This window comes from Propionimicrobium sp. PCR01-08-3 (assembly GCF_030286045.1).
Taxonomy (GTDB): domain Bacteria; phylum Actinomycetota; class Actinomycetes; order Propionibacteriales; family Propionibacteriaceae; genus Brooklawnia.
The window spans coordinates 2,894,626-2,908,307 of sequence record NZ_CP127390.1 but is presented as its reverse complement, the minus strand read 5'-3'; the positions used below and the strand labels follow the sequence as shown (position 1 = coordinate 2,908,307).

Annotated in this window: 10 protein-coding genes; 2 read left to right on the top strand and 8 right to left on the bottom strand. The window is 64.7% G+C overall.

Features of this window, described 5'->3' with window-relative positions:
• Window positions 1-133: 133 nt before the first annotated feature.
• Window positions 134-1,378, top strand: a complete 1,245-nt coding sequence (locus QQ658_RS13470) for an alpha-amylase family glycosyl hydrolase (RefSeq protein WP_286025351.1) — start codon at window positions 134-136, stop codon at window positions 1,376-1,378.
• On the opposite strand, the gene QQ658_RS13465 is transcribed toward QQ658_RS13470, so the two are convergent.
• The 4 genes from QQ658_RS13465 to QQ658_RS13450 all read right to left on the bottom strand — a co-directional run bounded on the left by QQ658_RS13465 (window position 1,375) and on the right by QQ658_RS13450 (window position 5,947).
• Complete coding sequence (locus QQ658_RS13465; RefSeq protein ID WP_286025350.1) at window positions 1,375-1,671, bottom strand: GNAT family N-acetyltransferase; 297 nt, start codon at window positions 1,669-1,671, stop codon at window positions 1,375-1,377. The two genes, QQ658_RS13470 and QQ658_RS13465, sit on opposite strands and share 4 nt — an antisense overlap.
• Window positions 1,672-1,687: 16 nt before the next feature.
• Window positions 1,688-1,963, bottom strand: coding sequence for an isoamylase early set domain-containing protein (locus tag QQ658_RS13460; RefSeq protein WP_286025349.1), 276 nt, complete (start codon window positions 1,961-1,963; stop codon window positions 1,688-1,690).
• Between the two features lie 344 nt (window positions 1,964-2,307).
• Window positions 2,308-3,492 (bottom strand): ATP-binding protein, encoded by a 1,185-nt coding sequence (locus tag QQ658_RS13455; RefSeq protein WP_286025348.1) that lies wholly within the window; start codon window positions 3,490-3,492, stop codon window positions 2,308-2,310.
• Between the two features lie 196 nt (window positions 3,493-3,688).
• Window positions 3,689-5,947 (bottom strand): 6-phosphofructokinase, encoded by a 2,259-nt coding sequence (locus QQ658_RS13450; RefSeq protein WP_286025347.1) that lies wholly within the window; start codon window positions 5,945-5,947, stop codon window positions 3,689-3,691.
• A gap of 166 nt (window positions 5,948-6,113) precedes the next feature.
• Between QQ658_RS13450 and QQ658_RS13445 the strand changes: the two genes are divergently transcribed.
• A complete protein-coding gene (locus QQ658_RS13445; protein WP_286025346.1) occupies window positions 6,114-6,887 on the top strand; it encodes a DNA alkylation repair protein in 774 nt (257 codons plus the stop codon).
• On the opposite strand, the gene QQ658_RS13440 is transcribed toward QQ658_RS13445, so the two are convergent.
• From QQ658_RS13440 to QQ658_RS13425, 4 genes are all read right to left on the bottom strand, one after another.
• Window positions 6,880-7,956 carry a branched-chain amino acid aminotransferase gene (locus QQ658_RS13440; RefSeq protein ID WP_286025345.1) on the bottom strand — a complete coding sequence of 359 codons (1,077 nt, stop codon included), beginning with the start codon at window positions 7,954-7,956 and terminating at the stop codon, window positions 6,880-6,882. The two genes, QQ658_RS13445 and QQ658_RS13440, sit on opposite strands and share 8 nt — an antisense overlap.
• Window positions 7,957-8,136: 180 nt before the next feature.
• The gene (locus QQ658_RS13435; RefSeq protein WP_286025344.1) at window positions 8,137-9,687 is read right to left on the bottom strand and encodes an MFS transporter; all 1,551 of its coding nucleotides are present in this window, start codon (window positions 9,685-9,687) and stop codon (window positions 8,137-8,139) included.
• Between the two features lie 352 nt (window positions 9,688-10,039).
• Window positions 10,040-11,446 (bottom strand): NAD(P)H-quinone dehydrogenase, encoded by a 1,407-nt coding sequence (locus tag QQ658_RS13430; protein WP_286025343.1) that lies wholly within the window; start codon window positions 11,444-11,446, stop codon window positions 10,040-10,042.
• A gap of 150 nt (window positions 11,447-11,596) precedes the next feature.
• Window positions 11,597-13,639, bottom strand: a complete 2,043-nt coding sequence (locus QQ658_RS13425) for an NAD(+) synthase (protein WP_286025342.1) — start codon at window positions 13,637-13,639, stop codon at window positions 11,597-11,599.
• Between the last annotated feature and the right edge of the window lie 43 nt (window positions 13,640-13,682).

Below are 13,682 nucleotides of genomic sequence, written 5' to 3'. Positions count from 1 at the left end.
TCACCGGCTCGCGCACGATTGGGCGATCAGAGGTTGTGCGGATAGGTTCGGTCGAGGCACGCGGGTGTCCGTCGCATCAGTGGGCGGAAGACCTTGAATACGGGTCCAGGATCGCATGACGAAGGAGGCTGCCATGTCCGCCCCTGGTTGGACGCAAACAGCAATCTGGTACGCCGTTTATCCGCTCGGCATGACCGGAGCGCTGCACGCTCCGGAGAGCTTCGAAGCCGGATCGGCACCCGTTCACCGGCTGCCGCGACTGGAGGCCTGGCTCGATCATCTGCTCTCGCTGGGCTGCAACGGGCTGCTGCTCGGGCCCATCTTCGCGTCCAAATCACATGGCTATGACACCCTCGACTACTTCACGATCGATCCCAGGCTGGGGGACGACGAAGACTTTGACGCCCTGGTGGGTGCCTGTCATCAACGCGGTATCAAAATCGTGCTGGATGGCGTGTTCAACCATGTCAGCCAGGATTTCCCGGCGCTTCGCGAGGCTCTTGGATCCCCGGATTCACCGGCCTCGGACTGGTTCTTCATCGACTATTCGGCCGACCCGCCGACCAGGCTGAACTTCGAGGGCAGCGACGATCTCGTCCGTCTCAACCATCAAAGCCCGGGCGTGCACAAACTGGTCGCCGACGTGATGCGGCACTGGCTGTCGCGCGGCATCGACGGCTGGCGTCTGGACGCGGCCTACGCGGTTGATCCCGAGTTTTGGGCGGGCCTGTTGCCCGAGATCCGGGCCGACTATCCGCACGCGCTCTTCTTGGGCGAGGTGATTCACTTCGAATCCGATTGGCTCAAGACCTCGACCCTCGAATCGATCACCGCCTATGAACTGTGGAAGTCGACCTGGAGCAGCCTCAATGACGCGAACTTCTTCGAACTCGATTGGACGCTAACCAGGCACGATGAGTTGCTCGACATTCTGCGTCCGCTCACCTTCCTGAGCAATCACGACGTCACTCGCATCACCACGATGGTGGGGGCCGACGCTGCGGTGCTCGCGATGGCCGTGATGTGCACCGTCGGCGGCATGCCCTCGGTCTACTACGGGGACGAGGCCGGTATGCCCGGCACCAAATATGATCGTCCGGGCGGCGACGACGAGGTTCGCCCGGAACTGCCCGCCGATCCGTCCGATTGGCAGCTCCCGGTGCCGTGGCTGCTCGATCAATACCGCGCACTGATCGCCTTGCGCCGCCGCAACCCGTGGCTGGTGGACGCCCGGCACGAAAAACTGGAACTCACGAACGAGCGATTCAGCTACCGGGTGCACGCCGACGAGCACTGGCTGCAGGTCGAGCTCGATGTGGCACAAGAGCCACAGGTGGTCATCAGCGGACCCGAAGGCGAATGCTTCCGGTTCGGCTAGTGCAGGCGCTGCACCACGATGTCGTCGTAATCGGGGGAGTGCTGCGACACGAATGAGGCGGTGAAGGGGCACAACGGCACTATCTTGCGTCCGCGGGCGCGAACATCGTCCAATGCCCACCGGGTCAGCTTGTCGGCGAGCTGACGGCCTCGATGCTGCGGCGGGGTGCCGGTGTGGGTGAAGGTCATGACATCGCCGTCGACGGTGTAGTCGATCTGGCTGACCAGTTCGCCTCCCTCGAGCGCCTCGTAGCGGAATCCCGCCTCATTGTTACGGAACTCCAAATTTGCCATGATCGATCGTCCTCTCTCAAACACGGATGAAGCCACCTTGGTTATCGATGGAATCTGCGTCCGGATCATCGAACCAGACCCCGTCACAGCCGAGGTAACGGAAATGAACAGTACTTCCTGCCGAAAAAAGAATCGTCGTGCTCAAGCTGCCGTCAGGGCGCTTGATCATCGGGTGACGTGACGGCTGCCATTCGTTGAAGTCGCCCACTACGCTCACCGGCGCATTCGGGTGGGACGCGGGCAAGATAAACGTCACGGCGACTGCATCGCTACGCGGCTGCCTGCGGATCACCTTCGGAGCTCACCCTTTCATCGGTTCGGCCAGAGCGTTTCGGGGAGTTGCCGCTACGTGAACGCTCCCGGACTCTGGTCTCATCGGTAACGTCATTCGCGCAACATCTGCCCCGCTGTCGCCCTGTTATCCGAACGTTATGCGAAGTGAGAGCCGTTGCGTGGCGACTCCGGCAGGTGAGATGGACGAGCTGGTCCGAGCGTCTTCGTGGAGGGGTTCAACGGGGCCGTTGCAGAGCAGCCCGTGGTTGGCCCAGCCGAAATCTGAGGGACCGGACTTATTGGGTACGTTTTTGCAGACTATAGCTGCATAACTGAACCCAATAATTGAGAATCCCGCGGGTACTACGCGAGCTGGCTGCGCAGATAGCGTCCGAAATGGGGAACGGTGAAGGCCACCTGGCCGCGCTCGCAGGCATAGACCAGACCTTTCTTCAGCAACGCATCGCGGGCGGGGGAGAGTGATTGAGGGGTGCGGTCCAGCTTTTCGGCTACCGCGCTCGTGGGGACGCCCTCGGTCGAGCTGTCGGGATCGGCGATCTCGGCCATTGCCCGCAGGTATTCGCGCTCGGCAGGTGTCGCCCGCTCGTAGCGGCTGCCGAAGAACCCGACCGCCAACTCGGCTTCGGCCTCGGGGGTCGCCACCGTGATGTCGTCGGCGGTGATCGGCGAGGCGGGCGCCAGATCCCAGGTGACCTTGCCATAGGCCTGAATGAAGTAGGGGTAGCCGCTGGTCACCTGATACATGGCTGCCAGGGCCTCGTCGTCGAAGCTTGCCTCTTCGTCCTCGGCGGGCATCTGCAGGGCGCGGTCGGCCGCCTCCCGATCAAGCCGATCGATACGCAGGTACCTGAATAGCCGTTCCGAGTAGCTCTTGGACGCGCTCAGCGCGGTCGGCAGATGGGGCAATCCCGCGCCGACGATGATCAGCGGCAGCCGTTGCTGGCTGATCTCGTGGCATGCCGCGCACAGCGCCGAGAGATCGTCGGCGCGCAGATCTTGCATCTCGTCGATGCACACCGCCACGCCCACTCCCTTGTCGGCGGCGAGCCCGCCGACGTCGGTGAACAGTTCGACCAGGTCGATCTCGATGTCGCCGGAGTCGGCGCGTCCCGGGGTGGGTGGTACCTGAATCCCGGGGTTCCAGCGCTCGGCGAGCTTGGCGCGTGGGCCCGCGTCCCGCTCGATGAAGGAGCGGATGGTGCCCAGCGTGGTGTTGGCGTCCGGGTGGGCCAGTTCGCGCACCGCGGTATGCAGCGCGGCCCCGAGCGGACGACGAATGCCCTGGTCAGGGCGCGCTTCGAACTTGCCGGTGCCCCACCCGGCCCGCACCGCGGATGACCGGAGGGCATTGAGCAGCACGGTCTTGCCCACACCACGCAGTCCGGTCAGAATGACCGATCGCTCGGGGCGGCCCCGCGCGATGCGCTCCAGGACGACGTCGAAGGCTCGCAGCTGCTCGTCGCGGCCGGCGAGTTCGGGCGGGCGCTGCCCGGCGCCGGGGGCGTAGGGGTTGCGGATCGGGTCCATGCGAGGACTCTATTCGGCTGTCTAGTAGTTCTGGAAGAGACACGCATAGAGCGATCGAGATTGCCGGTACCACGGTGTCGATCGGGTCCTCTATTTGGCTCTAGCTGTCGAGTTAGATAATCGAATACTCGGCTACCGCTTTGGGCTGAAGATGCGGATTCGCTCCGCAACTGCGTGATTCCTGAGCTCGGCCCGGCTAATTGTCTGCTCGGCCCGTGTGCTTCACCTTCGTGATCTCCTCGGTGACGGCTTGCATCACCGGGCGAAGCTGCAGCCACCACTGATCGAGCGGACGGCGATAGGTGGCGTCCATGAAATCCATCATGTGCGAGAGCGGCCAGGTTCGGATCTCGGAGGAGGTGAGTCCCACATAGGAACCGACCGGTCTTCCGGCGGCGAAGGCGGCAGCGAGTTGGTTCAATGCCTCGCTGACAAGGCGCGCAGCCAGCAGGCGGTCGGCGGGAGTGGGCTCGCCGCCTTGCTGAACATGGCCGATGATGTGGGTCCGCACGTCGTATTCGCCCTTGCTCGCGCCCTCCAGCATCTGCCCGATGAACTCGGTCGTGTACGAGGTGGACGCCCGCTCGTTGCGTATCGCGAGGAAGAGCTTTCGTCCGGTCGCGAAACTCTTCTGCAACCACGTCACGTCGGCGGCCAAGGCATCCAACTCGATGCCTTCCTCGTTGAGGTAGACCCGCTCGGCGCCCCCGGCCAGTCCGCTCATCAGGGCCTGGAATCCGCAGTAGCGTCCCATGGTCTCGACGATGAAGGCGCGGGTGGTGGCCGCCCCGCTCATCTTGATCATGTCGATCGAGCTCGCGTTGATGTTCAGCGCGGTGTCGGCGCCGATGGCGAGCTCGGTGCCGGGCAGATTGTTGTCGATGGACGCCGGCACCGCCACGATCGGGACCTGGAATGCGGGGTAGCGGGTGCGCTCCGAATGCAGCAGGTTTGCCGCCTGGTAGGCGTTCCAGCCGCCGATCACCAGCAGCGCGTCGATGTGCAGATTCTCCAGGGAGCGGCTGATCTGATAGAGGTCCTCTGCCGCTGGCACGCCTCGCCGCAACCCCAGTTCGGCACCGCCGGTACCGATCCAGCCCTCGACATCGTCCCAGCCGAGATCGCGGGCCTCGCCCTTGCGCAGACCGTCGAATCCGTTCTGGATGCCGACCATCGAGAATCCGCGTGAAATGCCTAGCCGCACCGCAATGGCGGCAGCGGTATTCATGCCCGGGGCCAGCCCGCCGGCGTGCACGATACCGATGCGCTTCGAGCCGTCGGGTGCCGCGTACCGTTGGGGCTTCGACAATTCGGCGAAGATCGAATCGAGTTCGTTGAACGAGGGCCCCCGGGCGTCCATGGCGGCCTTATAGTCGCCGGACGAGATCAGTTCCGGCACCTGCTGGGTGTTCTCGATGGCGGTGGCCAGCGGCAGCCGGACGACACCGTTGCCCAGAATGCCGATCACTTTCGCCTCGCCGGGCTTCGACGGGCTGAGCACCTCGTCGACGGCCTCGGCGCCGAGCCAGGTGGGCGTCCAACGGTCGTAGGCGCTGGGGGTGCCGCCGCGCTGCACGTGCCCGAGGATCGTGGTGCGGGTGGCCTCGTGCAGGTGGTCCTCGATGACCTGACGGACGTACTCGCTCTTGATCGGGTTGCCGTGGCGGTCGGTGGCGCCCTCGGCGACCACCACGATCGAATCGCGCCTGCCGCGGGCACGGGCGGTGCGCAAGATCTCGCACATCTCGTCCTCCCAGCCCTGCTCGGGTGGGTTCTCGGGGATCAGCACGTAGTCGCAACCGCCGACGATGGCGGCGGCCAATGCCAGGTAGCCGCAATGGCGTCCCATGACCTCGAGGACGAAGCTGCGCTGGTGGCTTGCCGCGGTGCTCGACAGGGCATCGATGGCCTCCATGATGCGATGCAGTGCGGTGTCGGCGCCGATCGTCGAATCCACTCCGACAAGGTCATTGTCGATAGAGCCGACCAGACCGGCGATGATCAGATCGGCGTGCCGGGAGGCTTGTTCTGCACTGATCCGGTCACTTGCGACGAGTTCGTCCAGCAGGGAGGGCCACTCTTGGCGCAGCATGTCGAGCCCGGTCAGAGAGCCGTCGCCGCCGATCACGATCAACCGGTCGATCCCGCGATCCACCAGATTTGCGACGGCCTTCAGCCGGCCCTCGCGGGTGCGGAACTCGGTGCTCCGGAAGGTGCCGATGACGGTGCCGCCCTTGGCCAGGATCGAGCCGACATCGTCCCAGCCGAACGGGCGGATACCGTCGCCGCCGTCGATCATGCCCTGGTAGCCCTCGAAGATCGCGAAGACTTCGGCGCCCCGGCTCAATGCGGTGCGGACGACCGCGCGTACCGCCGCGTTCATGCCCTGCGCGTCGCCGCCGCTGGTGAGGACGCCGATTCTGACGGGGGTTGTCTGTGCCTGCTCGTTGCCCATCTCAATCCTCCCGTCGGCGCGCTCGCTGTAGCGAACTGCACCAAGCCTAGGGGCGGACGCGATTCCTGGTCCAAGGTAAGCGGCAACCTGTGGCCGAAGTCGTTATGCCTCTTGATCTTGTCTTTGCCGAGCTGTGGCTTGACTAGGAAGCCCCTACACTTCTTTCATGGCGACGACGAAGTGGAAGGATGTTCGCCCGGAACTCGTGGTTGCACTCGGCGGCGAGAGCGCAATTGGACGCGCCCGCCGGGACAATCAGGCTTACATTGATGCGTTGATAAAAACGAACGCGATGGACATTTTCGAGACCCTTCGGGCAGCCGCCGATCCAGAGAAGGCCGTTCAGATGAGCGCGTATATGCGCGACCAGTTCCCGTTTCTCGGAATTGCCACCCCACAGCGCAAGAAACTCGCTCGCGAGTTCTTGAAGGAACTCGGAAAAGCGCCCGTCGATTGGGGATTTGTTGCGGCCTGCTGGCAGCAACCCGAGCGGGAATTCCAGTATCTGGCGGCAGATTACCTGATTCGGATGAACGCGTTATTGACGCCGGACGACATCCCACGCATTCGCGAACTGGTCGTCCAGAAATCGTGGTGGGACAGTGTGGACTGTTTGGACAGAGTCGTCGGCAACATCGCATTGCGATATCCGGAGGTCAACGAAACGCTGCTGGCCTGGAGCGTGGACGAGAATTTCTGGCTGCGCCGGCTGGCGATCGATCATCAGCTCGTCCGGCACGAAAAGACCGATACCGAACTGCTCGAGCGCATCATCGTCAACAACCTCGGCCAGACCGAATTCTTCATCACCAAGGCGATCGGCTGGGCATTGCGCGACTTCAGCAAAACCGATCCGGTTTGGGTGCGCGATTTCGTCGAGCGGCATCGCAGCCGGATGGCACCACTCAGCATCCGGGAAGCGAGCAAATACCTCAGCTGACCCGGCGCAGCCAGCCGTGCGGATCGGGCTCGGTGCCGTATTGGATTCCGGTCAGGTGAGAACGCAATTCCAGGGTCTTCTCGCCGGGCGTCCCGTCGCCGACCACGAGGTCGAGATCGGGAGACTTCAGGCCCACCACCGGGCTGACCACTGCAGCGGTGCCACAGGCCATCGCCTCGGTGATGCGTCCGGATTCGATGCCCTCGCACAGTTCGGTAAACGGCAGCGGACGCTCGACCGGCCGCAATCCGTGGCTTTCGGCCAACGTCAGCAGCGAGTCGCGGGTGACGCCGGCGAGGATCTTGCCGTTCAGTTCGGGGGTCACCAGCTCTCCGGAAGCGGTGATGACGAGGAAATTCATCGTCCCGCCCTCTTCGACCAGCGTCCGGGTCGCGGAATCCAGCCAGAGCACCTGCCCACAACCATTGCGGTGCGCCTCGTCCTCGGCGATCATGGACGCCCCGTAGTTGCCGCCGCACTTGGCGTCGCCGGTGCCGCCCGCCATCGAGCGCGAGTAGATCGGTGGCACCCACAAGGTGAGCGGCTCGGGATAGAAGGGCGACACCGGCATGCCCAAGCAGACATAGGTGTATTCGTTCGACGCGCGCACACCGATCAGCGACTCCGAGGCGAACATGAACGGACGCAGATACAGGCTCTTCTCGCCCTCGGGCTCGGGCACCCAGTCGAGATTGAGGGCGACCAGCTGGTTGACCGAATCGAGAAAATCGCCCTCGGGAAGCGCGGGCATCTCCATACGTGTGGCGGAGTGGGCGAAGCGGGCCGCGTTCTTCTCGGGCCGGAACAGCCAGACCGAATCGTCCGCGTGCCGGAAGGCCTTCAGGCCCTCGAAGATCTCCTGACCGTAATGCAAACCGGCCAGCGCCGGATGCAGCGGGATCGGCCCGGTGGCCGCCAGCTTCTCGTCGTGCCAGCCCTGACCACGCGTCCAGGTGGCGATCGCCATGTGATCGACGAAGTAGCGTCCGAAGCCGGGATCCTGCAGGGCAGCCGCGATGTCGGCTGCGGGGGTGCGGGGAACGGAAGGATCAACGTCGAATGCTGCCATGAGGGCGAGTTTAGTGGCGTGCACGCGGGGAGATCGGACTGTGTCAAACCGGAGCAGTGTGCAAAACCTTCCGCGATCGATGACGTGGATCGATACAACAGGCCGAATGGTGGCCGGTGGCGGATAATCGCGGAAGGTTCTGCACGAGAAACCAGTCGTGAGTTGCCGGAAGGCAGCTACTCAGGCCTTCCGAGAGGCGAATGCCCGCAACTCGGCGGCCAGCGCCGCCGCGACGAGGGCGACGATTACCCAGAACGCGATACCTGCTCCCGACGTCGTACCCGCCTGGAACTCGGTGCTTCCGGGGGCCAGGCCGGTCTGGTTCACCGCGATGATGGTCGACAGCACGGTCATCGCGACCGCAGCAGCGAACTGCTGGCAGGTGCTCATCATGGCGGTGGCGTCTGGAGTGAGCTCGCGGCGCACCTTGGCCATGCCGTTGGTCTGGGAATTCGCGAAGCACAGCGCGAAGCCGAACATGAACACCAGGTAGAACGCGCTCAGTCCCACGACGCCTGCCTTGACCCCAAACAGGGCCATCGCCACGGTCGCCACCAGTGCTGTGACGACGCCGATGGTGATCGGCAGTTTCGCGCCGAACTTGTCGAACAGCGAGCCCGCGACCGGGGCAAGTGCCGCACCGACGATGGCACCGGGCAGCACCAGCAGACCGCCGACCAGCGAGGTGCGTCCGAGAGCGAGCTGCACATAGTTGGGAAGCAGATAGCCCAGTCCGAGCGCCACGAACTGCAGGCAGCAGAAGGCCAGCAAGCTCCAGGTATAGCCGCGGTCGCGCAGCACGCTGAGCTGAAGAAGCGGGTTGGACGACCGCCTGGCGGCCATCGCGAACCAGGCCAGCGAGGCCAGGCCGAGCACGACCAGTGCGATCGAAACGACCACCTGAAGCACGGCTGCCTGGGTGCCGCCACTCAGTAGCGAACCGAGCTGCTCGATACCGAGCACCAGCCCGATCAGGCCGATGGCAAGCAGAATCAACTGCCCGAATGCGAGCGGGGCCTTGCTTGTCGGGGTGACCTGTTGAATACTGCGCCAGCCCACGACCGCCGCGACCGCCAACAACGGCAGCGTCATCCAGAAGACGACCCGCCAGCCGGCCATCGTCCCGATGACCCCACCCAGCGTTGGGCCGAGAGCGGGGGCAGAGCCGAGCACCAAGGCTCCGACACCCATCAGCATGCCTACCTTGGCTCGCGGCGCCTGCATCATGATGATGGAGAACATCAGCGGGGTGGAGATGCCGGTACCGACACCTTGCAGAATTCGTCCGGCCAGCAGCACCGGGTAGATCTGGGCGGTGGCGGCGATGATCGCTCCGGCGAACACCACCAGGGCTGCCGTCATGAACAGCGAGCGGGCGGTGAAGCGGCGCTGCAGAAAACCGGAAAGCGGCATGGTCAGCGAGACCACCAGCAGGTAGCCGGTGGTCATCCAGGAGACCGCGCCCATCCCGATGCCGAAGGTTTCCATCAGCGCGGGGAAGAGCACGCCGACCACGGTCTCGAGCAGCAGCCCGAGGAAGGCCAAGATGGCGGTCGCCGTGATAGAGCCGGCGAGGTTGCGGCTGATGGTTTCAGTCGGTGCTGGCCCGCTGGTATGGACCGCAGTGGGTGGAGTGTGGGACTCCGAGAGTCCTCCAGTGCTTCGGTCGTTCGCAGACTCGACGTTCGGGTCTGGGGTCGGGGGCAGCGAAGCGAGAGTGTCAGCAGACACAGGCGACTGTTTCCTTTCGGGGCACGTCGATCTGCGCTAAGTGCCGAATCGGGGACAAGCCTCGATCAAGCTTTATCGACGTGCATGCGCGAAAAGAAACCCTAAACGAATGGGTCAATCTCGGGTAAGTGGCCGCGTGGCAACCGGTTTCCACAGCTCGGCCCGCTGGCTTTCAGTGCCCTTGTGATTCCCGCTTGCCATTAGTGCCAAGTCAAAATCGGTTGCCGAGCCGGACGAGCTGGTTGCCGGGAAGCGAGCCTATCTCTTCCTTCCGGCGAGCGACGGCAACCAGGGCGGCAGGCGATCCGGACGGGCTGACAGCCAACGATTCAGCGATGGCCCGGATGGACGCCTACAGCGCGTCTTCGTTCACGCTGTGCAGCTGGCGTCCGGCCTCCGAGATCGAGCCCGAGAGCGAGGGGAAAACCGCGAACGCCCGGGCGGCCTGATCGACGGTGAGTCTGGCCGACACGCACAGCGAAAGGGAATAGATCAGCTCGCTCGCACCGGGTGCCACGATCACCCCACCGACGATGATTCCCGTAGTCGGAAGGCAGAAAATCTTGATGAAACCGGCGTAATGGCCCTGCATCTTCGCCCGCGCATTGCCGGCCAACGGCAGCGTGACCGAGCGCACCTTGAGTGCGCCGGCATCAATCTGCTGCTGAGTGATGCCGACGGTCGCGATCTCGGGTGCGGTGAACACATTGGACGCGACCGAGCGCAGATCCAGCGGTTGCACCGCGTCGCCCAGCGCATGCCACATGGCAATGCGTCCCTGCATGGCGGCCACCGACGCCAGCGGGAAGACCCCGGTGCAGTCACCGGCGGCGTACACACCCCGGGCAGTGGTGCGCGACATCCGGTCGACCTCGATATGGCCGCCGGATTTCAGCGTGACACCGGTTTCGGACAGGCCGAGATTCTCGGTATTGGGGATAGATCCGACCGCCATCAGCAGATGACTGCCTTCGACCGTGCGTCCGTCCGCCAGTGTCAGGATCACCCGATCGCCATCGCGGCGCGCCGACTGCGCGCGCGAGCGGGACATGATCGTCATGCCCGAGCTCTCGAAGACATCCTGGATGACCTTCGCCGCATCGCGATCCTCGCTGGGCAGCACCTGGTCGCGGGACGACACCAGCACCACGTCGACGCCGAGTTGGTTGTAGGCGCCCGCGAACTCGGCGCCGGTCACGCCCGATCCGACCACGATCAGCCGCTCGGGCAACTCGGTGAGGTTGTAGAGCTGCTTCCAGGTGAGAATCCGTTCGCCATCGGGCTTGGCGTCCGGCAGTTCACGCGGACGCGTCCCCACCGAGATCAAGGTGAAGTCCGCGGGCAACTCTTCGTCCCCATCCGGGGTGGACGCCACGACCCGCTCGGTGCTGAGCAGCTTGCCTCGTCCGGTGATCAGGCGCACACCTTGGGCGGCCAGCGCCTCATTGATGTCGTGGCTCTGCGCGGCGGCGAGCCCCAGCAGGCGCTGGTTGATGCCGGCCAGATCGACCCGGACCGCCTGATGCAGCTCATTGAGCGACCGATCGCCGGGCACCAGTCCGAGTTCGCGGCCGTGCCGCACCCTGGTCATCACCTCGGCGGTCGCGATCAGCGACTTGGACGGCACCACATCGGTCAGCACGGCCGACCCGCCCAAACCCTCCTCGGTGATCAGCGTGACCTGACCGCCCAGTTGAGCGGCGACCATCGCCGCCTCGTAGCCGCCCGGTCCGCCGCCGATGATCACCACAGTCGCCATGGCATCCATTGTTACGGGATTGGCCTCGCTACGTTGCGGAATCACTGCCGGTTCGTGATTACTCAACGACAGCAGCGCCCGAAATCGACAGCCGCGCCAGGGATCTCGGGCGCGGGAGCAGATTTCGGGCGCGGCCCTGTGCCGGCAGCGTCACTGCTCTGGGACGTTCTCCAGATCCGCCAGCCAAAGCTTGGACGACGCGTCCGAGGGCATCCGCCAATCGCCCCTGGGCGACAGCGACCCGCCGGCCACCACCTTCGGGCCATTCGGCAGCGCGGAGCGTTTGAACTGGTTGGCGAAGAACCGCTTGCCGAAGCCACCCAGCCATCCTGTGATGGTCGGCAGGTCGTAGGCGACCCGCTCGTCTTCGGGATATCCCTCGGGCCACAACCCCGAGTCTTTTTCGACCCACGCCTGCTCGGCAAGGTAGGCGATCTTGCTTGGCCGCATGCCATGGCGAAGCGTCCAATAGAGGAAGAAGTCGTGCAGGTTGTACGGGCCGATGGTGCCCTGGGTGCTCTGCGGCTTCGCATCTCCGGTAGTCGGCACCAGTTCGGGAGTGATCTCGGTGTCGAGAATCGACTGCAGCACCTCGTTCACCTGGGAATCGTGCTCTCCGCTGGCGATCACCCAGCGGATCAGATGCTGAATCAGGGTCTTCGGCACCCCGGCGTTGACGCCGTAGTGATTCATCTGGTCGCCGACGCCGTAGGTGCACCAGCCGAGCGCCAGTTCCGACAGGTCGCCGGTGCCCAGCACGATGCCGCCGCGCTGGTTGGCGATCCGGAAGAGGTAGTCGGTGCGCAGCCCCGCCTGCACGTTCTCGTAGGTGACGTCGTAGACGTCGGTGGGATGCCCGAGATCGGCGAGCATCTGCTCCGCGGCGGGCCGGATGTCGATCGTGTCGAAGCTGCAGCCGAGTGCCGTGGCCAATGCGGTGGCGTTGTTGCGGGTGTGATCCGAGGTGGCGAAACCGGGCAGTGTGAACGCGAGAATGTCCGATCTCGGACGCCCGAGTTCGTCCATGGCACGGGCCGCGACCAGCAGCGCATGAGTGGAATCCAGGCCGCCCGACACCCCGATCACGATCTTCGGCGTTCCGATCGAGCGGACGCGCTGCTTGAGCCCGTAGACCTGAATGCTGTACGCCTCGTAGCAGTCCTGGGCGAGCCGGGACGGGTCGTCCGGCACGAAGGGGAAGCGGTCAACCTGGCGCCGCAAGCCGATGTCGCGATGCGGCGGGTCGAGAGTGAATTCCACCACCGGGCCACCCATAGGGAACGGGAAACGCGCCGCGCAATCGTTGAAGGTGTTCTGCCTCATCCGTTCTTGGCGCAGCAGATCGAGATCAATATCGGCCGAGCACCACAGCGAGTCAGCCGGGAAGCGTTCGGTCGAGGCCAACAGCGCGCCGTTCTCGTGAATCGAGGTCTGGCCATCCCAGCTCAGGTCGGTGGAAGACTCGCCCGGCCCGCCCGCGGCATAGACATAGGCTGCCAGATCGCGGGCCGAGGCCGAACGGCAGAGCAGCTCGCGGTCGTCCGCTCGTCCAACCGTGATAGGCGAACCGGAGATGTTGACCAGCACCGTGGCCCCGCGCATCGCCGCCAGCGTGCTGGGCGGCAGCGGCACCCACATGTCTTCGCAGATCTCCACCGAGAAGCAGAAATCGGGCAGATCGGTGGCCTTGAACAGCATGCCCGCCCCGAACGGCACGGTCTCGGCGGCGGCAACCCCGGCCAGCGTGATGGTCGGCTCGCCCTGCGTCCACAGGGGCGCCTCGGCGAAATGCCGCTTCTCGTAGAACTCCCGGTAGTTCGGCAGGTAGCTCTTGGGCACCACGCCGAGCACGCGTCCGCGGTGCAGGACGACTGCGCAGTTATATAGCCGGTTGCCCTGCCGCAGCGGCGCACCCACCACGATCGCCGGCAGCAGCTCGGACGACGCCTCGCGCACGGCCTCAATGGCGTCCAGCGTGGCCTCAAGCACCACATCATTGAGCAGCAGGTCGTCGATCGCGTAGCCGGTCAGGCAGAGCTCCGGAAAGACGGCCAGGCCGACGCCCTCGGCGTCCAGCTGCTTGGCGATCCGGATGACGGTCGCCGCATTGTCCGGCGGGATCGCGATCGAGGTGCGCATGGTGGACGCGGCGATGCGCACGAAACCCTGGTCATAGCACGAGCGGAAGTTCACGCTTGAAAGCCTAATCCAGGCCTACGCCGGACCGGCATCAAAC

Bases quoted from the DNA above. Each gene is read 5' to 3' on its own strand.
- QQ658_RS13445 (WP_286025346.1), top strand. From the start codon at position 6,114: ATGGCGACGACGAAGTGGAAGGATGTTCGCCCGGAACTCGTGGTTGCA.
- QQ658_RS13455 (WP_286025348.1), bottom strand. From the start codon at position 3,492: ATGGACCCGATCCGCAACCCCTACGCCCCCGGCGCCGGGCAGCGCCCG.
- QQ658_RS13440 (WP_286025345.1), bottom strand. From the start codon at position 7,956: ATGGCAGCATTCGACGTTGATCCTTCCGTTCCCCGCACCCCCGCAGCC.
- QQ658_RS13430 (WP_286025343.1), bottom strand. From the start codon at position 11,446: ATGGCGACTGTGGTGATCATCGGCGGCGGACCGGGCGGCTACGAGGCG.
- QQ658_RS13465 (WP_286025350.1), bottom strand. From the start codon at position 1,671: ATGGCAAATTTGGAGTTCCGTAACAATGAGGCGGGATTCCGCTACGAG.
- QQ658_RS13450 (WP_286025347.1), bottom strand. From the start codon at position 5,947: ATGGGCAACGAGCAGGCACAGACAACCCCCGTCAGAATCGGCGTCCTC.
- QQ658_RS13470 (WP_286025351.1), top strand. From the start codon at position 134: ATGTCCGCCCCTGGTTGGACGCAAACAGCAATCTGGTACGCCGTTTAT.